Source organism: Psychroflexus sediminis (genome assembly GCF_900099815.1).
GTDB classification, from domain to species: domain Bacteria; phylum Bacteroidota; class Bacteroidia; order Flavobacteriales; family Flavobacteriaceae; genus Psychroflexus; species Psychroflexus sediminis.
The window spans coordinates 69,945-92,546 of sequence record NZ_FNCW01000007.1 but is presented as its reverse complement, the minus strand read 5'-3'; the positions used below and the strand labels follow the sequence as shown (position 1 = coordinate 92,546).

Below are 22,602 nucleotides of genomic sequence, written 5' to 3'. Positions count from 1 at the left end.
AGTCAAAATTGAGATATGAAATTTAGCAAAGAACTCAAAGAAGCTATCAGTCATTTACCGGATAAGGAAAAGGATAAATTGTTGATCCGTTTGCTCAAAAAAGACCTCATTTTAGCAAAACGCCTGGAGTTTGAATTGGTAAGTGCCCAAAGTGTCGATGAAAAACGGACAGAGATGGAAGAGCAAATCAAAGAACGCGTAAAGGAATTTAGTGAAGGGTTTTATTCTTTGGGCTATCTCAATATGGACATTCGGTTTTTGAGTGGAGACATCACCGAGTATGTGAAAGTGACTAAAGATAAATTTGGGGAGGTAAGTTTAAATGTTTTATTGCTTACAGAAGTTTTGAATAGAAACAATTATAGAATTCAAAGTTTCAGCATGCAAAAAGGGAGAAAACTTCTTGTGGCCATTATAGCAAGAGCCTTTAAGATTATTTTGCTTGCTCATAAGCTACATAAAGATTACCATATTGAATTGGAAGACCCGATGCGAAAATTAGGGCGTTTGATAGGTCAAAATCATTACCTGATGAAAACTGCGATTTTTAATGGATTTGACGTGAACTGGATGATAACGGGTGATATACCAGAGGATATCGAAAGTCATTACAAAGATTTAAGAAAACAAGGATATTTAAGATAAAGAAAATAAACGATTTGTAAATTACAGAATATGAAAATTATAGTTCCCATGGCCGGAAGAGGCTCAAGACTAAGACCCCATACACTTACCATACCCAAACCCCTTATTCCTATTGCTGGAAAGCCTATCGTTCAGCGCCTTGTAGAAGGCATTGCTGAGGTTCTGGAGGAAGAAATTGATGAAATCGCTTTTATTATTTCTGAAGATTTTGGAGTCGAGATTGAAGAAAAACTGAAAGAAATCGCCAAAGGACTTAAGGCCAAATCGACGATTTATTACCAGGATAAACCCTTGGGGACGGGACATGCGATCATGTGCGCCAAGGAATCTTTGGAAGGACCGGCAGTGATTGCCTATGCCGATACTTTGTTTAAAGCTGATTTTAAACTTGATAAAGAGGCCGATGCGGTGATGTGGGTGAAGAAGGTGGATAATCCTGAAGCTTTTGGAGTGGTGAATTTAAATGAAGACGGTCACATCACCGAGCTTGTAGAAAAGCCTCAAGACTTTGTTTCTGACCTGGCAGTGATTGGGATTTATTACTTTAAAGACGTTGCTCAGCTGAAAACCCAGCTGGAGAAAGTCATCGAAGAAAACATCATGCATGGCGGGGAATACCAGATCAACGATGGTATCAAAAAGATGCGGGAACAGGGAGCTGTCTTTAAGCCTGGCCAGGTGGACGAGTGGATGGACTGCGGGAATAAACACGTGACTGTCGAGACCAATTCACGTATGTTGAAATTTATTCACGAAGAGCAGAAAGAAAAACTGATCTCGTCTTCACTCAAAATTCATGATGCTGAAATTATTGAGCCTTGTTTCATCGGTGAAAATGTATTTTTAAAAAATGCTAAAATCGGTCCAAATGTTTCTATAGGAAATGGCACGGTTGTCGATAACTGTACTATCAAAAACTCCCTGATTCAAGAGCACTCCGAAATTACCAATGCGAAGTTAGATAAAGCCATGATAGGCAATTTTGCTAAATTTAACGGGGAGTTCACCTCGGTAAGTCTTGGAGATTATTCCACTTTAGAATAAAACCTATGTCTCACGCGATTCGTCTTCTTTTTTTCTTCTGCCTTGCGGTGGTGTTAAGCAGTAATGCCCAGGATAAAGACAATTTATCTAAGGACCTCAATGTGGATGAGCTTGGGAATAACACAGACGAATTTCAGGAGGTATTTTTTAGAGCCATTGCTCAGCGAGCAGTAGAAAATCCGGATAAAGCCATAGAAGCACTGGAAAAGTGTCTTATACTCAAACCTGACCATACAGCGGTTTTTTATGAACTGGCCAAAAATCATCTCGATTTAGAAGCTTACGAAAAGGCTGAAGAATTTCTCAAAAAGACACTGGCAGATTCAGCTTATCAAGATGACATCTACATCCACAAGCAATTATTTTATGTCTATTCCATGCAAAAAAAGTATGATCAGGCGATAAATGAAGCCGAATTTATTTCTGAATTCGATCCTGTTTATTTTCAGGAACTGGCCAATATATATTTGTTGCAGAATAAGTATCAACTTGCATTGATGGCTATAGATGAATTTGATGCGATTGAAGGGTCTAATAAATTTCGAGATGATTACAGAATGCTCATTTATAAAGAAGGCTCGCTACTAGATCAAGGCATTGAGTTTTTCAAAAATAGATTTCAGAATTCAGAAGAGGATATCAGAGCTGCCACCTTACTCATGCAGCTTTACAGGCTCAATAATTCACCACAACAAGCCATTGAAGTCGGTAGAGCCTTGCAAGAGAATTCAGTCCTTAATCCCGAGCTTTATGTAGAAATGGCAATGTCTTTTTTGGCCAGTAAAAATATACCTGAAGCACAGAGATACAGCAGAAAAGTTGTGGAAAGTCTGACTTTAGACGAAAAAGACAAAGTGAAAGTCATCAATACCTTTAAAGCTTTAGCTTTACAGGATCCGGCTGCCCAAGATGCCTTTGTAAGCGTTTTGGATACTGCTCTGTCTTCAGAAAAAAATTCGTCCAGCAAAGCTGAGTTGGGACAATTTTACAAATCCAGAGATAAAGACAAAGCTCTGGAAAATTTCAAGTCTGCTTTGCGCAATAAGCCCAACGATTTTATGTTGATTAGGAACATACTTGATTTGGAAATAGAATTACAGAAATACGAAGACGCTCTGGCAACAAGTGAAAAGGCTTTGGAAAGTTTTCCGTCTCAGGCTTATTTGTACTTTGCAAAAGGCCTGGCCTTAGGGCAATTGAATAAAGATCAGGAGGCGATTGAAGTTTTAGAAAATGCTTTGGATTATATTTTCGAGGATAATGAACTGAAGCAGAGAGTGTATCTGGCCTTGAAAGAATCCTATCTTGCTTTAGGAGAGCAGGATAAAGCTAAGGCTTATGAGCAGAAATTAATCATAATATCTAATTGATGTATAAAAGATTTTTTAAAATAAGTAGTGTTTTAGTACTATTGATTGCTTTTTCAAGTTGCAAATCCTCTAAAGTCGAGGGTTCTACTAAAGCAAAATCCGCCAGAGTTGTTTTGAATACGTTTGAAGATAATTTAGCCGGTTTTAAAACGGTCAACGGCAGAATAAAAGCGGGTTATATTTCGGAAGACAATTCGCAATCTATCAGCATCACGTATAGGATAGAAAAGGATAAAGCCATTTGGATGAGTGCTAAGGTGATGGGCTTGTTGCCCGTGGCTAAGGTTTATATCACACCAGATCGGTTACAGTATTATGAGAAGATAAACAGAACGTATTTCGATGGAGATTTTGCTTTGGCAGAAGAGTTTCTGGGCGTAGAAGTTAACTTTGAAAACCTTCAAAATTTACTCATCGGCAGACCTATGTATGAACTTAAAAGGAATCAAATGCTCTTTGATGATAATGCCTATGTTTTTCTTCAGAATATAAAATCTATCTTAGCCTACTCGGCTATTATTGACAGTCGCCAATTTGAACTGAAATCCCAGTCTTTACGAAATGTAAAAAATGAAAGTCTCGATATTAATTACTCCAGGTTTCAATCTGTCGGCCAGAAAAACTTCCCGAGTAAATTGATTATGACCGCCAAAAAAGATGAGGAAGTTGTCGTTATCGATTTGGAATACCGCTCTGTCATTTTTGATGAAGACTTGAGTTTTCCGTTTTCAATCCCTAACAATTACGAACGTATAGAATTTTGATAAAATATTTTCAGTACATACTTTTATTTATCATGCTCTTCGGAAGCACTACCTTACTGGCTCAAACCAGGGAAGAGCTTGAAGCCAAACGTCAGGCGATTCAGCAGGAAATAGAACAAATCAACAACATTATCAGAACTGCCGAAACCAAAGGCCGTTCTGCCTTGAATGAGTATGAAGACCTTCAGAAAAGGATAAACGCTACAGAAAAGTTAATACAGGTCAACAACCAGGAAGCCAATTTACTCACCAGAGAAATCAACGCCAATGCCAATAAAATAGATAGATTGAGAAACGAGCTAAAACAGCTGAAGACCGATTATGAGCAGATGATCCAAAAGTCCTATAGGAGTAAATCCGACAAAAACCGAATTATGTTTTTGTTTTCTTCAGAGTCTTTTTTACAGGCATACAAACGGATTCAATACATGAAGCAATTTGCTCAGTATAGAAAAAAGCAGGGGGAGGAAGTCATGAAGCAAACCGAGGAGCTTCAGGAGCTCAATTCCACTTTGTTTGAACAACGCAGGGATCAGGAAAAAATCATTGCTGAAAACCGGAAAACCAAATCCAAACTGGTAGGTGATAAAAACAATTTAAATCAGTTGCTTGCCAGCATCAATAAACAGAAACAGAAATATTCAAAAGAACTCAAACAAAAGCAGAAGGAAATCAGCCGAATAGATCGAGAGATAAACCGATTGATACGCGAAGCCATTGCCAGGGAAAACAAAAAAAGCGGTTCGGATGCGAAAGCGACCTTCAATCTGACTCCCGAAGCAAAAGCGCTTGCTAAAGATTTCGCACAAAACAAAGGTAAATTGCCCTGGCCTGTAAGGTCCGGGCAGGTTTCAATGCGTTTTGGAGAACGGCCACACCCCATTGTAAAAACTATTAAAATCATGAGTAACGGGGTAAGGATAGACACCGAGAAAAATGGGAAAGCAAGAGCTATTTTTGAAGGCGAAGTCAGTCAGGTGAGCAAAATCCCCGGGGCTAATATATTGGTTATGGTTAGGCATGGGGACTATTTGTCTATCTATAATAACCTGCAAAAAGTTTTTGTGAAATCAGGTGATCAAGTAGCCAGAGGAGAAGAACTCGGCGAAGTGGGAATCAATTCTTCTTCTGGAAAAACCACACTTTTTTTTCAACTTTTCAAAAACACCACCAAGCTCAATCCAGAGCAATGGATTTATAAATTGTAGGTATAAGTTGAGTTTAAATCAAAACCGAACTTAATCATAAGCTTATCGTAAATCCCTGATTTTTAACCAAGCCTTAACAACAAGAAATGGATTAAATTTTCATTTTGCATCGATTTATAAGAATAGATTATAACACTATAAGAAAATGAATATGGAACAGGATCAAGCTAATGTAGACATTGCCTCCATCAACGAAAAGATAGAACGAGAAAGTGCCTTTGTAGATGTACTCACCAACGAAATGAATAAAGTTATTGTTGGGCAAAAGCATATGGTTGAGCGATTATTGATAGGACTTTTAGGTCAGGGTCATATTCTGCTGGAAGGTGTTCCAGGTTTGGCAAAGACACTGGCCATTAATACATTGGCCAAAGCCGTACAAGGCAGTTTTAGCAGAATTCAGTTTACCCCAGATTTACTTCCCGCCGATGTCGTGGGGACGATGATCTACAACATGAAGGAAAATAGTTTCAACATCAAGAAAGGGCCGATTTTCGCCAATTTTGTGCTGACCGATGAGATCAATCGTGCGCCTGCCAAAGTTCAGTCTGCCTTGCTGGAGGCCATGCAGGAAAAGCAGGTGACCATCGGGGATGAAACCTTTATTCTCGACAGACCCTTTCTGGTTATGGCCACCCAAAACCCCGTAGAACAAGAGGGAACCTACCCCTTGCCGGAAGCGCAGGTCGATAGGTTTATGCTTAAAACAGTCATCGATTACCCCAACCTGATGGACGAACAACTGGTGATGAGAGCCAACCTGAACAATAGTTTTGGAAAAGTAAATCCGGTAGTGACGACAGAACAAATCCTACGGGCACAGGCAGCCGTAAGAGAGGTATATATGGACGAGAAAATCGAGAAGTATATCCTGGATATTATATTTGCCACCCGTTATCCTGAAAAATACAAACTTGCTGAAATCAAACCTCTTATCAGTTTTGGAGCTTCTCCAAGGGGAAGTATCAACCTGGCCATCGCTGCCAAATGTTATGCGTTTATCAAACGAAGAGGTTACGTGATTCCTGAAGATGTTCGTGCTGTGGTTTATGATGTCCTAAGACACAGGGTCGGTATTACCTATGAAGCTGAAGCAGAAAATATCAAATCTGAAGATCTGATCAGTAAAATTATAAACGAAGTAGAGGTCCCTTAAAATTTCTTTAGAATACAATCAGAATAAGCTTAAAAGTTTCTAGATAATGTTTTTGCGATTTAGTTCTAAATCGAATGACACGTTTTTATACCCTATGGATACCAAATCACTTTTAAAAAAGGTAAGAAAAATTGAAATCAAAACACGGCGATTAAGCGATCATGTGTTTGGTGGAGAATACCATTCTACGTTCAAAGGTCGGGGAATGACTTTTAGCGAAGTGCGTGCTTATCAATTTGGAGACGATGTCAGGTCTATAGACTGGAATGTGACGGCAAGATATAACGAACCCTTTGTCAAAGTCTTTGAAGAAGAGCGGGAACTTACGATGATGCTGCTTGTGGATATTTCAGAATCTACAGCCTTTGGAACCCGGGAAACCTTTAAAAAAGATATCATTACGGAAATAGCCGCTACACTTGCCTTTTCTGCTACTCAGAACAATGACAAGATAGGACTGATGTTGTTCTCAGATCAGATAGAACTCTACATTCCCCCTAAGAAAGGCAGAACACATGTGTTGAGAATCATAAGAGAACTGATAGAGTTTGAGCCTTCACACAAAACCACAAACCTGAGCAAAGCCTTTAGAAATCTCATTGATATGATGAAGAAAAAGGCCATTGTATTTGTGATGTCAGATTTTCTGGCAGACGATTATGAGCATACGCTGAAGATCCTTGGAAAAAAGCACGATGTGACAGGAATCCGAATTTACGATGAACGCGAGGAAGAATTACCAAATCTGGGCATGGTGCAAATGAAAGATGCGGAAACGGGGAAAGCCGTGTGGGTCAACACCTCCAGCGGATCCACGAGGAAAGCTTATACCAAACACTACAGAGACAGAGTCGATTATTTTCAAAGAGCGTTTAAGCTAAGTGGATCGGGGTTTATGAGTACCCGTGTCGATGAGAATTACGTCATTAAACTACTGGGATATTTCAAATCCAGATAAAAATATATGAAGAGAAAACAACTTACTTATAACTATTATTTAGCCTTCAAACTACCTTTGTTTTTGATGCTGTTTTTGGTCTGTGGTATTGGATATTCTCAAGAGGTAAGATTCAGCACCGATAGAGATACCATTCAAATTGGTGAACAGCTGGAATATGAAATAAAGGTCGATGAGGTGAGTCTTGAAGATGTGGTTGTCTTTCCAAAAGATCAAACCTTTGTTCCTCTGGAAATGGTGGAAGCCTACAAAATCGACACCTTAAATCCACAGGCCAAAACCTTTCAGCTTACCAAACTTTATAAACTCACTGCCTTCGACTCAGGTGCTTATGCGGTTCCGCCGCAACTGGTGAAAATAAACGATAAGGCCTTTTATACAGATACGCTCAAAGTAAGCGTAAAGGATGTGGTCCTGGATACGCTAAACCAAAAGTTATATCCTATCAAACCTTCTTTGGAAGCCGATAAACCTTTTGCGATTCCGTCCTGGTTTTGGTGGACTCTGGGAATCATTGCCCTTTTGGCAGTCATCGCCTATTTCATTTTCAAACTGAAGAAAAAACGAGATGAAGCCAAGCGAAGAATCCCTCCTTTTGAGCAGGCGATGTTGTCTTTAAAAACCCTGGATAAATCTTCAGTCCTGGAAAACAGAGACTTTAAAGCTTACATCTCAGAACTGACGTATATCACCAGACGATATCTGGAGGAAAAACTAGAGATAAGAGCTTTGGAATATACGACCAGCGAACTTATTTCTGAGTTAAAATCTAGAAAGGAGAAAAAGGAACTTTCGCTTAAAGAAGAGATGATTTCTGACTATGAAAAGATCTTAAAACGTGCAGATCTCGCCAAGTTCGCCAACAGAAAACCGGATTTGCTCACTTTAAAGTCGGACAGGAAACAGATTGGAAAGTTCCTGAAACACGTTCAAAATGCCATTCCACAAATCACCGAAATCGAGAAACAGAAAGATGAAGCTTTCCAGAAGGCTTTAGCCAAAAAGAGAAGAAAACAAAAATGGGTGGTTGGAATCCTACTTGGTATTATATTGATTTTTGTAACGGCTACGGCTGTTGTAGCCACCAAAGGCTATGAGTACCTGAGAGACAGCCTTATAGGTAATCCCTCCAAAGAATTGCTCGAAGGAGACTGGATTACAAGTGATTACGGCGTGCCGCCGGTAAGTTTAACGACGCCGGAAGTTCTGGTAAGAGGAGAGATTGAACTTCCCGAAAGTATATCGGAAAATGTAACCGATAAAGAGACCTATAGTTTTGGAAGCCTCTATCAGAATTTATACGTCACGTTAAATCAGGTTCGGTTTAAGGAGAATCAGGACATAGATTTGAATGCAGTTGTAGACAGGGTTTATAAAAATTTGGAAGAACGCGGCGCTTACAACATCATCACCAAATCTGAAGATTTCGAAACCCTCGGTGGGGTTCCCGGTAAAAAGGTGTTTGGTAGTTTCTCCATAGAAAATCCGATTACAAAGGAAGACATTAAGAAAGAATATCAGATTCTGAATTTTGGAAAAGGGGGACTGCAACAGATCATTATTTTCCATGATCGCGATGATGAATATGGTGAGAAAATTGCTAATAGAATAGTGAATGCCGTGGAATTTAAAACGATGGAAGAATGATTTTTGAAAACTTCACCTTTGAAAATCCAGCCTGGTTCTGGCTATTATTGGCTATTCCGCTGGCGGTATTCTGGTATTGGAAGAAACGGCATAAACAAAATGCCACCTTAAAAATATCGAGTACGCAAGGATTTACTAAAAGCACATTGGCCCGACTTCGTCCCCTGCTGTTTTTCTTAAGAATGCTTGCTCTAGCGCTTTTAATTATTGCCATGGCCAGGCCCAGAACAGTAGATGTCACGACCAAAGTAAAAAAGACAGAAGGTATCGACATCATCATGGCTGTAGATGTTTCCGCCAGTATGCTGGCCAGAGATCTGGAGCCTAACCGACTGGAAGCGCTTAAAAATGTGGCGAGTAATTTTGTAAATGGGAGACCTAATGACAGAATAGGTCTGGTGGTTTACGCTGGAGAAAGTTATACCAAAACACCGCTGACCAGTGATAAATCCATCATCTTAAATGCTATAGGTGATTTAGAATACACTCAAACTATAGAAGGAGGTACGGCCATAGGCATGGGTCTGGCTACTTCCGTAAACAAATTGAAAGACAGTAAAGCCAAAAGCAAAGTCATCATCCTACTAACCGATGGTGAAAATAATGCGGGCTTTATAGATCCCATTACATCAACACAGCTGGCGACAGAATACGGGATTAAGGTATATACAATTGGCGTAGGAAGTAATGGCACTGCATTATCCCCCGTAGGGATTAAGCCTAACGGGCAATTTGAATATAGAAGGATAGAAGTGAAAATAGACGAAACTTTATTGAAAACCATAGCAGAAAAGACAGGGGGAGAGTACTTTAGAGCGACAAACAATGAAAAATTTCAATCCATTTATGAGGAAATCGATGCCCTGGAAAAAACGGAAATAGAGGAATTTAAATTTTATAATTATGATGAGAAATATAGAATTTTTCTTATCCTGGCAGGGGCCTTATTGTTTTTAGAATTTTTACTAAAACACACACTTTTTAGAAGCTTTGTATAAATGATTTTAGAAGAACAGATATATTTTTGGGGTTTTCTGGTGTTGCCGGTATTACTGCTTTTGTTTCTAACTTACGCCTACTGGAAAAAAAAGACGCAAAAGAAATTTGCAGAGAACAGGCTGTTCAAAAAACTGGCTCCAGACCAATCCAGGTTTAAGTCCAACTTAAAATTTCTAGTTTTAAGTTTAGCTTTTGCCTGTTTTGTGATGGCACTTGTAAATCCAAAACTGGGAACCAAACTGGAAACGGTTAAACGAGAAGGTGTAGATATTGTTTTTGCTTTGGATGTTTCCAAAAGTATGCTTGCAGAAGATATTGCTCCCAACAGACTCGAAAAGTCTAAGCGAATCATTACGGAAATTATCAACAACCTTGCGGCAGACCGGGTGGGCCTGGTAGGTTATGCAGGAAGTGCCTTTCCACAGGTGCCGATTACAACCGATTACTCCACGACCAAGACCTTTTTGCAAAGCATGAATACTGAAATGGTCTCAAGCCAGGGGACGGCGATTTCTCAGGCTATCGATCTGGCCACGTCTTATTATAACGACGATGACCAGACCAACAAAGTTTTAATTATTCTTTCTGAAGGAGAAGACCACAGCGATAATGCTATAAGCATGGCAGAACAGGCTGCAGAAGAAGGCATAAGAATATATACAGTTGGCGTTGGAACCGAACGCGGCGGACCTATTCCCATAAAAGAAAATGGAAGAATTCAATCTTATCTTAAAAATGATGCCGGGGAAACTGTCATTACCAAAAAAGACACGGAAACCCTGAGAAAAATTGCAGAAATTGGAAATGGGGCTTATATCGATGGCTCAAGTACTTCTGAGGCTGTTGACGAAATCTTAAAAGAATTACAAAAAATTGAAAAAACAGAGTTTGAAGCGAAACAATTTGCAGATTTTAAGAGTAAATATCAGTGGTTTTTGGGGTTTGGTATATTTTTGGTACTGATTGATATCCTCTTACTCGAGAGAAAAACATCCTGGGTAAGACAATTAAATTTATTTAATGAACGCAAGAACGATGAGACTTAAGCTATTTTTTTTAACGCTGATGCTAAGTGTAAATACGGCCTTTGTGACTCAGGCACAAAATTTCACCAATGCACCCAAAAAGGCAAAAGCCCTTTTGGCAGAATCGCAATCTGAAGACCTTAGCTTTCCTCTGTCTGAAGCTAAAATCAGGAAAGCCAAAGCCATAGATCAAGACAACTCAGACATCAGCTATAACTTCGGTAATCTCTATATTAAAAACAACGAACTGGAGTCGGCCAGACTTCGCCTCATCGAATCTATAGAAAGCACAGAGGATAAATCTTTAAAGCATAAAAGTTACCATAATTTAGGCAATGTTTTGATGGAGGAAAAACAGTATCAAATGGCTGTAGAGGCTTATAAAAACGCTTTAAGAAACGATCCTACCGACGAAGAAACCCGCTATAATCTGGCTTATGCGAAGTCCAAGTTAAAAGACGAAAAAAACGACGACAGCAAGGACGGAGACGACAATAAGGATAAAAATCAGGATAAAAAAGAAGACGACAACAAGGATAAAGATAAAAAGGATAAAGGAGAAGACGAAGACAAGAAAGAAGGCGATCAGGACAAGGAGCAGGGCAAAGAAAAAGGAGATCAGGACGAAAGCGAACAGGATCAAAAAGACGATAAGGGCAATAAGGATAAGCAGGAAAAAGAAAAAGAAGGCGAGGGAGGCGATAAAGATAAAAAGCAGCCACAGCAGCCGCAAAATACAAAAGGACAGATTTCTCCACAGCAAATTCAGCGCTTGCTGGAAGCTATTGAGAACCAGGAAAAAGACATTCAGGAAAAGCTCAATGCTCAAAAAGCAAAAGGGCAAAAATCTCAAACAGGAAAAGACTGGTAACATGAAACAAATTGCATTTTTATTGTTTTTATTACTCGGCTGGTCTTCAATTGCACAAGTCACTTTTACAGCAGAAGCCAGCAGACCCCAGCTCGGCATCAACGAACGCTTAAAGGTTGAGTTTAAGGTAGATGCCAACGGCGACAATTTTATTCCACCGAGTTTTAATGGATTTACGAAAATAGGGGGTCCTAACCAATCTATTTCTCAATCCTGGGTGAATGGGAAGAGTACCTTTCAAAAAACCTATACCTATTTTTTCCAACCTGCAAAACGGGGAACATTCACCATTGGCCAGGCCGAAATTACAGTAGACGGGCAGGTATATAAAACTTCGCCTATCCAAGTGGAAGTAACCGCTGCTGTGGATACGCCTAACCAGTCCAGAGCTGTGGCAGAAGCCGAAGACGGCATACATCTCATCGCCGAAGTCAGCGATTCTAAACCCTACCTCAACGAAGGGATTTATGTGGTGTATAAGCTGTTTTTCAGTTCTACCGTAAACATCAGGAACTGGAGACCTCTGGATAATCCTAAGTTTGAAGGATTCTGGAGTCAAAACATCGATATCGATCAACTCGAGTTGAAAGAAGGCGAGTTTGGCGGACAGCCTTACCGCTATGTCGAGCTTCGCAAAACCGTATTATACCCCCAAAAAACAGGGGAACTCAAAATTGAGCCTTTATCCCTTGCCGTTTCTGTGGAAGTGCCTACCGACAGGAGGGATTTTTTTGGCAGACGTATGTACGATGTGGTGGAAAAAAACTTTTCTGCCAATACCAAAACCATCGATGTAAAACCTTTGCCGGAGGAAGGGAAGCCCGAAGGATTTTCTGGCGCAGTCGGTGAATTCGACTTTCAACTCAAAGCCAGTGAAAAGACGGTAGTAGCTCAAACCTCGTTCGAATTAAGTTCAGAAGTCAGCGGAAAAGGGAATTTGAAACTTTTTAATCTGCCAAAAATTCAGACACCCTCAGCTTTTGAAGTCTATGAGCCTGAACGCAGTGAAAATGTGAGGACTTCCAGCCTTGGAATGCGTGGAAGCATTACCGAAAAATATACGGTGATCCCCGAATTTAAAGGCGATTACGTTATCCAGCCAACGACTTTTTCGTATTTTAATCCGAGGACCGAAGCTTACGAGAGACTGCAATCTGAACCTATAAAAATAAAGGTGGAACCCAATCCGCAGCGTCCGGAAGAAACTGTGGCTTCAGCAAACGATACTGCAAAGCCTCAAAACATGATAGCTTCCAAAAACACTTTCAATTATATCAAGCTGGATACCAGCTTGAAAGCAAAAGGTAAAACTCAGTTTTTTCAATCTCCTCTTTACTGGACTTTGTTTTTTATCCCCTTTTTGAGTATTCCCCTGATGCTGATTTTCGGTAAGGTAAAAAACAGAGCTACCGATGAAAATCAGTTGCAGCAAAAAAGAGCCAGTAAATTAGCTAAGCGCTATTTATCTGAAGCCAAAAAAAACATAGGGGATTCTAAAGCCTTTTATGAGTCTTTAGAGAGAGCTTTGCATAATTATATGAAAGCCAGATTGAAGATACAAACCCTGGACATGCAGAAAGAAAAAATACAGGCTTTATTTGCCCAAAAAGGAGTTTCTCAGGAAACCACTGAGAATTTCATCAAGATTTTGGAAAGCTGTGAGCTGGCCAGGTATACGCCAACAGTCACAGAAGATATGCAAAAGAATTTTAAGCAAGCAGCCAGGGTTATTTCTGAAATTGATAGAGAAGTTTAATATGCAGCAACCCGTATGCTTATTTTAATCGTCAAAGCTTAGACCCTCCCTTCTGTCTTATTCAGGCGGGAGTGGCCTTAAAAAAAATAAACACATGAAATTCTATACGTATTTACTGTTCTTTTTATTCACCTCGTTTGGGTTTTCTCAGGCTGAAGAAACTTTTGAACAGGCTAATTCTGCATATGCAGATGATCAGTTTGCAGAAGCGATTCAGTTTTACAACAGTATTCTGGAAGAAGGTTTGGTGTCTTCCGAAGTTTATTTCAATCTGGGGAACGCATATTTCAAACAGAATGCGCTGGCCAATGCGATTTACCATTATGAAAAGGCCCTGCAGTATGACCCTGCCGATCCGGAAATAAAAGAAAATCTTGAGATTGCCAAAACACAAACCATAGACAAGATAGCAGACGCCCCGGAGTCGCAGCTCAATGCTTTCATTTACGATGTCACTCACATTTTCAAACTAAATACTTGGGCCTGGGTTAGCCTTGTTTTTTCAGTCTTATTCGGCGTTTGGATGGTCTTCTACTTTAGGTCATCAACTGCGAAAGGCAAGCGAAAAAATTTTTCTATTGCTCTTATTTTTTTGGTGCTTGCCATTGGAAGTTTACTCTTGGGACGCTTTCAGAATCAACTTCAGAACGAGCGCTCCTATGCGATTATTTTTGAAAATCAGTTGCCTGTTTATGGGGAACCAAACCCAAGAAGTGATGTGAATTTCGAACTCAACGCGGGTACAAAAGTAAGCCTGGGCTCAAGCTTTAGAGAATATACAGAAATCGAACTTTCCGATGGCTCTAAGGGCTGGGTAAAAAGAACAGCTTTCAAGAAATTATAGGAGGAATCCAAAGCCTGATTTCTGATAAATCCATATATTTGTTTAATATATGCGATTAAAATTATTTATACTTGTTTTTTCCTTTGCCAATCTTTTGGTAACACCAACCCTGCTCACTTTACAGGGGAGTGGAGATATTTCTTTTTTTATAAGTCTTAATGAAGAGGAAAATTCAGAAAAAAATAATGTCTCCTTCGGCGAATATATTTTCGATGAATCTGGCAAAACAATCCATTCTTTAGACGCGTATTATTCCCAATCTTTTGCACACTACGTATCCAATTATAAAAGTGTAACTCAAAAAATAGTCTCCCCCCCTCCCGATTTTAAAATTGAATCTTAATTAAGTTAATCATTTCATTTTCAATTTTAAAACTAAATACTTTTCTAAGAAAAGTATTATTACAACTATTTTATGTTTAAACATTTAAACAAAGACATTCCATCTAGTGTGGTTGTTTTTTTCGTGGCTTTACCTTTATGTTTAGGTATTGCTCTGGCCAGTGGAGCGCCACTTTTTTCAGGACTTATTGCAGGAATCGTAGGAGGAATCGTGGTGGGATCGCTTAGTGGTTCTTCTGTGGGTGTCAGTGGTCCGGCGGCAGGACTTGCAGTGATTGTACTCGGGGCTATTGCAAGCCTTGGTAAATACGAATACTTTCTTGTCGCAGTCGTCATCGGTGGCGTTTTTCAAATTCTTTTAGGGTTTCTCAAAGCTGGAGTTATAGGCTATTATTTCCCTACTTCAGTCATCAAAGGAATGCTGGCTGGTATAGGAATCATTATTTTTCTCAAACAGTTTTCGGTGGCCTTCGGACTGCCGGATGATTACCGGTTTTTTGATTATAATTTAGAAGTCTTATTTGATAATATAATTCTAGGCTGGGATCAGCTTTCTCTGGGGACCTTAACCATTACCATTCTCAGTATTGCCATCATGGTGCTTTGGTCCAATATTCTTGAGAAAAAGCATAACATTTTCAAAATTATTCCAGGACCCTTAGTTGCAGTAGTTGTAGGGGTGCTGTATAAGCTGTTTATCGATGATTCGAGTTTGCTTGGAATATCCGATTCAAATTTGGTAAGCGTACCGGTACCGGATAATTTCTCCGATTTTATTGGCCAGTTTACCTTCCCGGATTTTTCAATTATTACCTCGAGTCAGGTTTGGGTGGTAGGAATCACTATAGCCATTGTAGCCAGTCTGGAAACTTTATTGAGTGTGGAAGCGACAGATAAGCTCGACCCAAGGAAAAGGGTAACACCCACCAACCGAGAGTTGCTTGCTCAGGGAACCGGGAATATGGTTTCTGGGTTCATCGGGGGTTTGCCGGTAACTCAGGTCATTGTGAGGAGTTCTGCAAATATTCAATCGGGCGGACGAACAAAAATGTCAGCTATATTACATGCCTTGTGGTTACTGCTTGCAGTGGTTTTTATTCCAAATTTACTCAATCTTATTCCTCTAGCTGTTCTGGCAGGGGTTCTGTTAATCGTTGGATACAAACTGGCAAAACCCTCCCTTTTTATAAAATCTTATAAGTTAGGTAAAGCTCAATTCGTTCCCTTTATGATCACAGTTGTTGGAATTGTGTTTGGGGACTTACTTATCGGTATTGGTCTTGGGCTTGCTTCGGGTTTGCTTACCGTTCTTTACAATTCTTTCCGGAATTCACACTTCTTACACATCAAAAGAACTGAAGGAGAAGATAAAAACGATATTATTCATATGACCCTGGCAGAAGAAGTTACTTTCTTTAATAAAGGAGCCATTTTAAAAACTTTAAATGAGATTTCAGAAAACACCAACTTAGTCATAGATATCCGAAAGTCTAAATATCTGGATTACGATGTGTTGGAAATTCTGGATGATTTTTCTATCAAGTCAAAAAATAGAAATATCAATATTACCATCATTTCGGAACTTGGAGAGTTTGAAAATCCAGAAACCTATGATAAATTTTTCAATATCAATTCAAAAAACGATTAATCATGTTTAAGAACATAATAACAAAACAAGAACAGGAAGCCTTAACCCCGGATGAGGTCTTAAAAGACCTAATGCAAGGAAACAAACGATTTACCTCAGATGAGTGTCATTCAAGAGATGATAATGCGATGAAAGTGAGTGCCACTGGCGGACAGTATCCCAAAGCCATTGTTTTATCCTGTGTGGATAGCAGAGTGCCGGTAGAAACAGTTCTCGACCAGGGTATAGGAGATATTTTTGTAGCCAGAGTTGCTGGTAATTTTGAAAATACAGACATACTTGGAAGCATGGAATATGCCTGTAAAGTGGCCGGGAGTAAACTCGTTTTTGTGCTTGGTCACGAGAGCTGTGGAGCGGTAAGCGCAGCCTGTGACGGCGTGGAATTGGGTAATATTACGCATTTGCTGGGCAATATCAAACCTGCGGTAAAAGCCGTGGAGACTGAAGGTAAAAGAGATTCTTCCAACAAAGATTTTGTGCATAAAGTAGTTGAAAAAAATGTTGAATTGACTATGGACAGAGTTAGAGAAAAAAGCCCCATCTTAAGAAGTATGGAAGAACAAGGAGAAATTAAGATAGTTGGAGGGGTCTATTCCCTGCAAACAGGTGAAGTCGTATTACTGTCTTAAAAACCGATTTCAAATTGAAATTTCAACCCTCAAATTTTGTTTGAGGGTTTTTTATGCGTCTTCCTTTCCATTCAGGAGATCACTCTCATCCAGAAGCTCTTCTAAAGATGGTAAGAGTGTAGAGCTCAATTCTCGAATAGTAGAGACTACGACAGAATCATCCAGTTTTGTTTCTGAAACAAATCGGCCATCATCATTAATATAATCAAAAATAAGAAGCAAAATAAAAATGAAAAGCCCCGTTTTGATGACGCCAAATACAGCGCCAAAAATCCTGTTGATCAATCCCAAGGCAATGCTATGAATGATGGTCGTGAGGATTTTTGCCAGGATTGAAACCAGGATTATAATGCCTATAAATACGATAAAAAAGCTTGTGATTTCAATACTTGAGGGCGACCAGCTGGTCCAGTTTTCCAGATAACTTTCAGCGATATAGCCATATTCTAAGCCGCCAAAAATACCTGCGAGTAAAGCCACAATTCCCGCAAGTTCTATAATGAACCCTTTTTGGTATCCCCTTATAAAGCCAAGCAGGAGTAAAACTCCAAGAATAATATCTATTACATTCATGTGGTCAAATATAATCATTTCGGTTAAAGCGATTACCTTTGTACTATGAGAGATGAGTTATTAAAAACACGCTGGGAAAGCCTTCAAAAGAAGTTATCCGACCAGTTTGCAGATGGTGAACAAATGGACCTGGATGCCATCATTTATATGGTAGGCGTTCAGGAACTCGGGAAGCCGCAGGCTAAATTTAAAAAAGATGACAAAATAAATTTGATGCACATCGCGATTTGCACGCTTTTGGAGCCCTACGGATTTTATGAATTCGATTTTATTGATGAAGAGGGCTGGCCGCATTTTACCAATACGTCCAAGCTGCCAGCACTCAAAGCCGGAGAGCAGACCGTCCTGATGAAAGAAGCCCTGGTCAGTTATTTTTTAAAGCGCGAGTATATCGTGTAAACAGTTAAATTTAAATAATGGATTTTCTAAGTAGGAAACAGCCTATTTTTTCTAAATTTGCTAATTCACTTTACCAAATGCCATGATAGATAAGATTAAGGGATATATTGATGAGGTTGAGCGTTTTACAGCGGATAAGGCTGAAGATGTTGAGCAGTTTAGAATACAATATTTAGGAAAAAAAGGAATTTTGAATGCGTTTTTTGCTGAATTCAAAAATGTACCTAACGAACAAAAGAAGGAGTTTGGTAAAACCATCAATCAGCTAAAGATTGCGGCTCAGGAAAAAGTAGATCAACTGAAACTGGAAATCGCTTCCAATATTCAAGATACCGGAGTTTACGGGGATCTTACCAGACCTGGAGAGCCTCTTCAAATTGGAGCCAGACATCCGATTTCTCTGGTTAAAAACAGGATTACAGAAATCTTTTCCAATATTGGATTTAATGTATCTGAGGGTCCGGAAATCGAAGACGACTGGCACAACTTCACGGCTTTAAACTTACCGGAATACCATCCGGCAAGAGATATGCAGGACACCTTTTTTATACAGACCGATCCTAAAGACATCTTGTTGAGAACGCATACATCCAGCGTTCAGGTGCGTTATATGGAAAACAACCAACCTCCTATTCGCACGATTTCTCCCGGAAGAGTGTTTAGAAATGAAGACATTTCGGCGAGATCACATTGTATTTTTCATCAGGTAGAAGGTTTGTATATCGATAAAAATGTGTCTTTTAAAGACCTGAAGCAGACCCTGATTTACTTCACCAAAGAGTTGTTTGGAAAGTCAAAAATCAGACTAAGACCCTCTTATTTTCCTTTTACAGAGCCAAGTGCTGAGGTCGATATCTACTGGGGTCTGGAAACGGAAACCGATTACAGAATTACCAAAGGTACAGGCTGGCTGGAAATTATGGGCTGTGGTATGGTAGATCCCAATGTCTTGAAAAATTGTAATATAGATCCTAAACAATACAGCGGGTTTGCCTTTGGAATGGGGATTGAACGCATTGCTATGCTGTTGTATCAAATAGGAGATATTCGTATGTTTTACGAAAATGATGTCCGCTTTTTAGAGCAGTTCAAATCGTCTTTATAAGCTTATGAAAAAGGATATCGATAAACATATTCCTGAAGTTAAACATGTTTACGTCGTTGCTGCATTTGAATATAATTCTGCCTTCAAGACTGAAGAGTGGACCATTTATCTCGTCAATGATCATTCTGAAGCCATAGAGACTGTTTTGGTGGTCTCTAAAGGCGAAAGCAAAACAAAAACAACTTCTGTGCTTAGAAAGAAACTGGAAGTCTTACCGGCGAAATCTTATGCCAAATTAGAATTTCTGCATGAAGACGTGTTGGAGGTTGATAATATATTTCAAGTCACCTTTTTTCTGGATGGTAAATTGATGCACAAGGATTTCAAATTTCCAAAACACAGCTTAATATCCAGTGACATTAAACCCTTACCGCTTCTTTCTTCAGAAGGAATTATAGCGGAGTAGCTTTTGCTTTACAACGGCTCTTTCTGAACTTTTTTCAGGTTCATAAGGACTATCGATGATAAAATCAAAAGAATTCCTATCCATTTATAGATGTTTTGATTTTCCTGTAAAACAAAATACCCCATCAAAACAGCTACAGGAAGTTCTATGGAAGAAATGATGGCGCCAAGGCCAACGTTTATTTTGGGCATGCCTGCTGTAAAAAATAAGGGGGGTAAAATAGTTCCAAACAAAGCTAAAATTGGTCCCCAGACTAAGAAAATTCCAAAATCCATGGCTTTTATAAGTTCTGGTAAAGTGATTATGGAAACGACGATGAGTCCCCCAAGCATCATCCATTTGCTTCTGGTAATGGGGTGGTATTGCGTTCCAACGCTATTTGAAGTCATTATGGTGACGGTGTAAGACAAGGCCGCCAGGATGCCAAATCCAATACCTGACAGGCTTACATCCTGTTCTTCTATCAATAGATCTGCGGCGAGAACGGTTCCTATCAAAATGAGAACCACCGAAATGATTTTTATTGGAGTGGGTTTAATCTTATTGATGATGCCATCCAAAACCACGCCTATCCATACGCTTTGCATGAGTAAAACGATACCTACAGATACGGTGACATATTGTACAGCCAAATAATAAAATATACTGGTGAAGCCCAAAGAAGTTCCTGCCAGAATGAGATAGAAAATGGTTTTACGTCTCAGTTTTGGATCTGTGATGGGAGATTTTTTCTTTTTCAGAAAAAGATTCAAAATCATCAAGGCGATAAAACCGATTAAAATCTGTGAAAAAGTAACCTCATAGGCCGTATAATCCTCTTCGTAGGCTAGTTTCACAAAAGTGGTGAGCAAGCCATAACATGAAGCACCCAGGGCAACCAGAATGCCGCCTTTTAAAACTGAATTCATTTAAAATCGTGTATTAATTAAGCTTATCAGCTAATTTTTCGAAGACTTTTTTCGGATCTTTTTTTTCGTATAAGACTTTGTAAACGGCATTTATAATAGGCGTTTTTGCCTTTTTATTTCCGAAGGTTTTGCTTATTTCGTATGCGGAATTAGTGGCGTAGTAACCTTCTGCCACCATGCTCATTTCCATTTGTGCACTTTTCACTGTATAGCCCTTGCCAATCATATTTCCAAAATAGCGATTTCGACTAAAAACGGAGTATCCCGTTACTAATAAATCACCCAAATAGGCAGAATCATTGATGTTGCGCTTCATCGCATAGCATTTCTTGATAAAGCGCTTCATCTCCCGAATGGCATTGCTCATCAGGACACTCTGAAAGTTATCTCCATAACCCAGGCCATGAGCTATTCCTGCGGCAATGGCATATATGTTTTTTAGTACTGCGGCATATTCGGTACCGATGATATCTTCAGAAACATTGCATTTGATGTATTCGCTACTCAGATACTGCGCCAGCGTGTTGGCGTGGCCCTCATCGGCGCAGGCAATGGTCAGATACGACAAGCGTTCCAGGGCGACTTCTTCTGCATGACAGGGACCGGTAATCACACCAATTTTCTCAAAAGGAATGTTGTATTCCTTATTGAAATGCTCGCCTACCAAAAGTTGAGATTCGGGGACTATGCCTTTAATTGCACTGAAAATGAGTTTATCTGAAAGATCAGTTGTGATCTTATCGAGTTCTTTCTTTAAAAAAGCAGAAGGCACCACAAAGATCAAAATATCGGATTCCTGAATAACCTTATTGATATTGCTGGATAATTTAATTTGTTTAGGGTCAAATTCAACAGCACTCAGGTAATTGGGATTGTGGTGTTCTTTCTCAATATAGTCTATGACTTCCTGTTTTCGGATGTACCAATTCACATCCGGAACATTTTCACAAAGCATTTTCACAATAGCTGTTGCCCAGCTTCCGCTGCCGATAACTCCAAAATTTGGATGGGTATTTGTCATTTGTCTTAGCTTTTAAAAATGGGTTTTGTCAGTTTTTTTGAAACAGACCTTGGATTCAAAACTTGATAAATATGAGTGTTTTTTAGATCAGATTAAAAAAGATTTAAACAGAAGGTCCGGGTTTACTTATCGATAAAAATTCATTTCGTCAATATATTCCCATACCCTGTGCTGGAGTAGGGGGTTAACATTTTTACCCGATTTAATCATTTTCCTTATTAAGGTAGATGAAATTTCCATGACAGGGGTGTCGGTTATATGAATTTTAGGATTGTTTTGGAACTGCTCGGGAATTTCGATAGTCGTTTGCCTGGGGCACACATAAATGTCATGATGTTCCAGGATGCTTTCGTAATTTTTCCACTTGTGAAAATTCACCAGATTATCTTCTCCCATAATCAGCGCAAAATCCAGGTCGGGATGGGTGTCTTTCAGTTCTGCTAAAGTTTTGGAGGTATAATTGGGCTGAGGTAATTTGAATTCAACATCGCAGGGCTTTAGCTTTTCGTAAGGTTCTGTCGCTCGATATACCAACTCAAATCTGTGGTGGTTTTCCAAAAGATTATTTTTCTTTTTGAAAGGACTTTGCGGTGTAATCACCAGCCAGATCTCATCCAATTCGGTATGCTCTGCCAAATGATTAGCAATGATTAAATGCCCTATATGAAACGGATTGAAGGTCCCAAAATAAAGTCCTATTTTTTTCATTTGATAAAGGCTTTGACCAATTGATAAGCTTCGTCCAGGGCGGTGTCTAAATCTTCATTCACAATGATATGATCAAACTGAGGAGCGGTAGCCATCTCAATTGAGGCTTTGGCAACTCTCATCGCAATGCGGTCTTCAGATTCGGTTTTGCGTTTTTTGAGCCTTATTTTCAGCTCTTCAATACTCGGCGGTTCTACAAATACCGCTAAGGTTTGCTCTGGATAAATCCTCTTGATGTCTAAGCCGCCTACGACATCAATGTCGAAAACCACATGTTTTCCCATGGCCCAGATGCGTTCGACTTCGGAGTTTAAAGTACCGTAGAAATTATCTCTGTAAACCTCTTCCCATTCTAAAAAATCATCATTTTTAATATGAGATTTGAATTCCTTCAAATCCATGAAATAATAGTCCTTACCGTCCACTTCATTTCCTCTTGGCGCTCTGGAAGTCGCGGAAATAGAAAACTCCAGGTCCAAGTCTTTTTGCGCTAGAAGATGCCTTACAATGGTTGTTTTCCCGGATCCTGAAGGTGCAGAAAAGACAATGAGTTTGCCTTGTTTTTTATCGTTCATA

24 protein-coding genes are annotated in these 22,602 nt (G+C 39.4%); 19 read left to right on the top strand and 5 right to left on the bottom strand.

The features are described from left to right. Window positions 1-15: 15 nt before the first annotated feature. The 16 genes from BLP81_RS08400 (at window position 16) to BLP81_RS08325 (ending at window position 16,906) form a co-directional block, all read left to right on the top strand. Window positions 16-645, top strand: a complete 630-nt coding sequence (locus tag BLP81_RS08400; RefSeq protein WP_093368009.1) for a hypothetical protein — start codon at window positions 16-18, stop codon at window positions 643-645. Between the two features lie 30 nt (window positions 646-675). Beyond that, window positions 676-1,689 carry a sugar phosphate nucleotidyltransferase gene (locus tag BLP81_RS08395; protein WP_093368008.1) on the top strand — a complete coding sequence of 338 codons (1,014 nt, stop codon included), beginning with the start codon at window positions 676-678 and terminating at the stop codon, window positions 1,687-1,689. Window positions 1,690-1,694: 5 nt separating this feature from the next. Beyond that, window positions 1,695-3,059 (top strand): tetratricopeptide repeat protein, encoded by a 1,365-nt coding sequence (locus tag BLP81_RS08390; protein ID WP_093368007.1) that lies wholly within the window; start codon window positions 1,695-1,697, stop codon window positions 3,057-3,059. Beyond that, window positions 3,059-3,823, top strand: coding sequence for a lipoprotein insertase outer membrane protein LolB1 (locus BLP81_RS08385; protein ID WP_093368006.1), 765 nt, complete (start codon window positions 3,059-3,061; stop codon window positions 3,821-3,823). The genes BLP81_RS08390 and BLP81_RS08385 overlap by 1 nt, the downstream gene beginning before the upstream one ends. Further along, the gene (locus BLP81_RS08380) at window positions 3,823-5,031 is read left to right on the top strand and encodes a murein hydrolase activator EnvC family protein (protein ID WP_245686438.1); all 1,209 of its coding nucleotides are present in this window, start codon (window positions 3,823-3,825) and stop codon (window positions 5,029-5,031) included. Before BLP81_RS08385 ends, BLP81_RS08380 begins: the two co-directional genes overlap by 1 nt. Window positions 5,032-5,182: 151 nt before the next feature. Next, complete coding sequence (locus BLP81_RS08375; protein ID WP_093368079.1) at window positions 5,183-6,187, top strand: AAA family ATPase; 1,005 nt, start codon at window positions 5,183-5,185, stop codon at window positions 6,185-6,187. Window positions 6,188-6,281: 94 nt separating this feature from the next. Continuing rightward, entirely contained in the window at window positions 6,282-7,145 is an 864-nt protein-coding gene (locus BLP81_RS08370; protein WP_093368004.1) for a DUF58 domain-containing protein, read from the top strand. A 6-nt stretch (window positions 7,146-7,151) separates the two neighbouring features. Continuing rightward, the gene (locus tag BLP81_RS08365) at window positions 7,152-8,792 is read left to right on the top strand and encodes a hypothetical protein (RefSeq protein WP_093368003.1); all 1,641 of its coding nucleotides are present in this window, start codon (window positions 7,152-7,154) and stop codon (window positions 8,790-8,792) included. Then, window positions 8,789-9,790: a vWA domain-containing protein gene (locus BLP81_RS08360; protein ID WP_093368002.1), complete on the top strand. Its 1,002-nt coding sequence runs from the start codon at window positions 8,789-8,791 to the stop codon at window positions 9,788-9,790. Before BLP81_RS08365 ends, BLP81_RS08360 begins: the two co-directional genes overlap by 4 nt. Continuing rightward, entirely contained in the window at window positions 9,791-10,837 is a 1,047-nt protein-coding gene (locus BLP81_RS08355) for a VWA domain-containing protein (RefSeq protein ID WP_093368001.1), read from the top strand. It begins immediately after the preceding gene. Continuing rightward, the gene (locus BLP81_RS08350; RefSeq protein ID WP_245686436.1) at window positions 10,812-11,687 is read left to right on the top strand and encodes a tetratricopeptide repeat protein; all 876 of its coding nucleotides are present in this window, start codon (window positions 10,812-10,814) and stop codon (window positions 11,685-11,687) included. The genes BLP81_RS08355 and BLP81_RS08350 overlap by 26 nt, the downstream gene beginning before the upstream one ends. A gap of 1 nt (window position 11,688) precedes the next feature. Next, window positions 11,689-13,443 (top strand): BatD family protein, encoded by a 1,755-nt coding sequence (locus BLP81_RS08345; protein WP_093368078.1) that lies wholly within the window; start codon window positions 11,689-11,691, stop codon window positions 13,441-13,443. Between the two features lie 94 nt (window positions 13,444-13,537). Beyond that, complete coding sequence (locus BLP81_RS08340; RefSeq protein ID WP_093367999.1) at window positions 13,538-14,287, top strand: tetratricopeptide repeat protein; 750 nt, start codon at window positions 13,538-13,540, stop codon at window positions 14,285-14,287. Between the two features lie 49 nt (window positions 14,288-14,336). Then, the gene (locus BLP81_RS08335) at window positions 14,337-14,630 is read left to right on the top strand and encodes a hypothetical protein (protein ID WP_093367998.1); all 294 of its coding nucleotides are present in this window, start codon (window positions 14,337-14,339) and stop codon (window positions 14,628-14,630) included. 72 nt (window positions 14,631-14,702) lie between these two features. Then, window positions 14,703-16,277 (top strand): SulP family inorganic anion transporter, encoded by a 1,575-nt coding sequence (locus BLP81_RS08330; protein ID WP_093367997.1) that lies wholly within the window; start codon window positions 14,703-14,705, stop codon window positions 16,275-16,277. A 2-nt stretch (window positions 16,278-16,279) separates the two neighbouring features. Beyond that, window positions 16,280-16,906 carry a carbonic anhydrase family protein gene (locus tag BLP81_RS08325; protein ID WP_093367996.1) on the top strand — a complete coding sequence of 209 codons (627 nt, stop codon included), beginning with the start codon at window positions 16,280-16,282 and terminating at the stop codon, window positions 16,904-16,906. Between the two features lie 51 nt (window positions 16,907-16,957). Here the strand turns inward: BLP81_RS08325 and BLP81_RS08320 are convergent, their stop codons facing one another. Beyond that, window positions 16,958-17,479, bottom strand: coding sequence for a CvpA family protein (locus BLP81_RS08320; RefSeq protein WP_093367995.1), 522 nt, complete (start codon window positions 17,477-17,479; stop codon window positions 16,958-16,960). Window positions 17,480-17,524: 45 nt separating this feature from the next. Between BLP81_RS08320 and BLP81_RS08315 the strand changes: the two genes are divergently transcribed. From BLP81_RS08315 to BLP81_RS08305, 3 genes are all read left to right on the top strand, one after another. Next, window positions 17,525-17,878 carry a hypothetical protein gene (locus BLP81_RS08315; RefSeq protein WP_093367994.1) on the top strand — a complete coding sequence of 118 codons (354 nt, stop codon included), beginning with the start codon at window positions 17,525-17,527 and terminating at the stop codon, window positions 17,876-17,878. A gap of 82 nt (window positions 17,879-17,960) precedes the next feature. Next, window positions 17,961-18,983 carry a phenylalanine--tRNA ligase subunit alpha gene (gene pheS / locus BLP81_RS08310; protein WP_093367993.1) on the top strand — a complete coding sequence of 341 codons (1,023 nt, stop codon included), beginning with the start codon at window positions 17,961-17,963 and terminating at the stop codon, window positions 18,981-18,983. 4 nt (window positions 18,984-18,987) lie between these two features. After that, window positions 18,988-19,389 (top strand): hypothetical protein, encoded by a 402-nt coding sequence (locus BLP81_RS08305; protein ID WP_093367992.1) that lies wholly within the window; start codon window positions 18,988-18,990, stop codon window positions 19,387-19,389. Between the two features lie 8 nt (window positions 19,390-19,397). Here BLP81_RS08305 and BLP81_RS08300 read toward each other — a convergent pair whose 3' ends face one another. The 4 genes from BLP81_RS08300 to gmk form a co-directional block, all read right to left on the bottom strand. Then, complete coding sequence (locus tag BLP81_RS08300) at window positions 19,398-20,297, bottom strand: EamA family transporter (RefSeq protein ID WP_093367991.1); 900 nt, start codon at window positions 20,295-20,297, stop codon at window positions 19,398-19,400. A gap of 13 nt (window positions 20,298-20,310) precedes the next feature. Beyond that, entirely contained in the window at window positions 20,311-21,318 is a 1,008-nt protein-coding gene (locus tag BLP81_RS08295) for an NAD(P)H-dependent glycerol-3-phosphate dehydrogenase (protein WP_093367990.1), read from the bottom strand. Between the two features lie 126 nt (window positions 21,319-21,444). Continuing rightward, window positions 21,445-22,026 (bottom strand): nicotinate (nicotinamide) nucleotide adenylyltransferase, encoded by a 582-nt coding sequence (gene nadD / locus BLP81_RS08290; protein WP_093367989.1) that lies wholly within the window; start codon window positions 22,024-22,026, stop codon window positions 21,445-21,447. Next, window positions 22,023-22,601 (bottom strand): guanylate kinase, encoded by a 579-nt coding sequence (gmk, locus tag BLP81_RS08285; RefSeq protein ID WP_093367988.1) that lies wholly within the window; start codon window positions 22,599-22,601, stop codon window positions 22,023-22,025. The genes nadD and gmk overlap by 4 nt, the downstream gene beginning before the upstream one ends. Window position 22,602 lies beyond the last annotated feature (1 nt).

Coding starts and splice junctions, on each gene's coding strand:
- BLP81_RS08305 (WP_093367992.1), top strand. CDS start 18,988: ATGAAAAAGGATATCGATAAACATATTCCTGAAGTTAAACATGTTTAC.
- BLP81_RS08365 (WP_093368003.1), top strand. CDS start 7,152: ATGAAGAGAAAACAACTTACTTATAACTATTATTTAGCCTTCAAACTA.
- gmk (WP_093367988.1), bottom strand. CDS start 22,601: ATGAACGATAAAAAACAAGGCAAACTCATTGTCTTTTCTGCACCTTCA.
- BLP81_RS08375 (WP_093368079.1), top strand. CDS start 5,183: ATGGAACAGGATCAAGCTAATGTAGACATTGCCTCCATCAACGAAAAG.
- BLP81_RS08320 (WP_093367995.1), bottom strand. CDS start 17,479: ATGAATGTAATAGATATTATTCTTGGAGTTTTACTCCTGCTTGGCTTT.
- BLP81_RS08340 (WP_093367999.1), top strand. CDS start 13,538: ATGAAATTCTATACGTATTTACTGTTCTTTTTATTCACCTCGTTTGGG.
- BLP81_RS08395 (WP_093368008.1), top strand. CDS start 676: ATGAAAATTATAGTTCCCATGGCCGGAAGAGGCTCAAGACTAAGACCC.
- BLP81_RS08385 (WP_093368006.1), top strand. CDS start 3,059: ATGTATAAAAGATTTTTTAAAATAAGTAGTGTTTTAGTACTATTGATT.
- BLP81_RS08355 (WP_093368001.1), top strand. CDS start 9,791: ATGATTTTAGAAGAACAGATATATTTTTGGGGTTTTCTGGTGTTGCCG.
- BLP81_RS08315 (WP_093367994.1), top strand. CDS start 17,525: ATGAGAGATGAGTTATTAAAAACACGCTGGGAAAGCCTTCAAAAGAAG.
- BLP81_RS08330 (WP_093367997.1), top strand. CDS start 14,703: ATGTTTAAACATTTAAACAAAGACATTCCATCTAGTGTGGTTGTTTTT.
- nadD (WP_093367989.1), bottom strand. CDS start 22,026: ATGAAAAAAATAGGACTTTATTTTGGGACCTTCAATCCGTTTCATATA.
- pheS (WP_093367993.1), top strand. CDS start 17,961: ATGATAGATAAGATTAAGGGATATATTGATGAGGTTGAGCGTTTTACA.
- BLP81_RS08295 (WP_093367990.1), bottom strand. CDS start 21,318: ATGACAAATACCCATCCAAATTTTGGAGTTATCGGCAGCGGAAGCTGG.
- BLP81_RS08370 (WP_093368004.1), top strand. CDS start 6,282: ATGGATACCAAATCACTTTTAAAAAAGGTAAGAAAAATTGAAATCAAA.
- BLP81_RS08390 (WP_093368007.1), top strand. CDS start 1,695: ATGTCTCACGCGATTCGTCTTCTTTTTTTCTTCTGCCTTGCGGTGGTG.
- BLP81_RS08400 (WP_093368009.1), top strand. CDS start 16: ATGAAATTTAGCAAAGAACTCAAAGAAGCTATCAGTCATTTACCGGAT.
- BLP81_RS08335 (WP_093367998.1), top strand. CDS start 14,337: ATGCGATTAAAATTATTTATACTTGTTTTTTCCTTTGCCAATCTTTTG.
- BLP81_RS08360 (WP_093368002.1), top strand. CDS start 8,789: ATGATTTTTGAAAACTTCACCTTTGAAAATCCAGCCTGGTTCTGGCTA.
- BLP81_RS08350 (WP_245686436.1), top strand. CDS start 10,812: ATGAACGCAAGAACGATGAGACTTAAGCTATTTTTTTTAACGCTGATG.
- BLP81_RS08345 (WP_093368078.1), top strand. CDS start 11,689: ATGAAACAAATTGCATTTTTATTGTTTTTATTACTCGGCTGGTCTTCA.
- BLP81_RS08325 (WP_093367996.1), top strand. CDS start 16,280: ATGTTTAAGAACATAATAACAAAACAAGAACAGGAAGCCTTAACCCCG.
- BLP81_RS08300 (WP_093367991.1), bottom strand. CDS start 20,297: ATGAATTCAGTTTTAAAAGGCGGCATTCTGGTTGCCCTGGGTGCTTCA.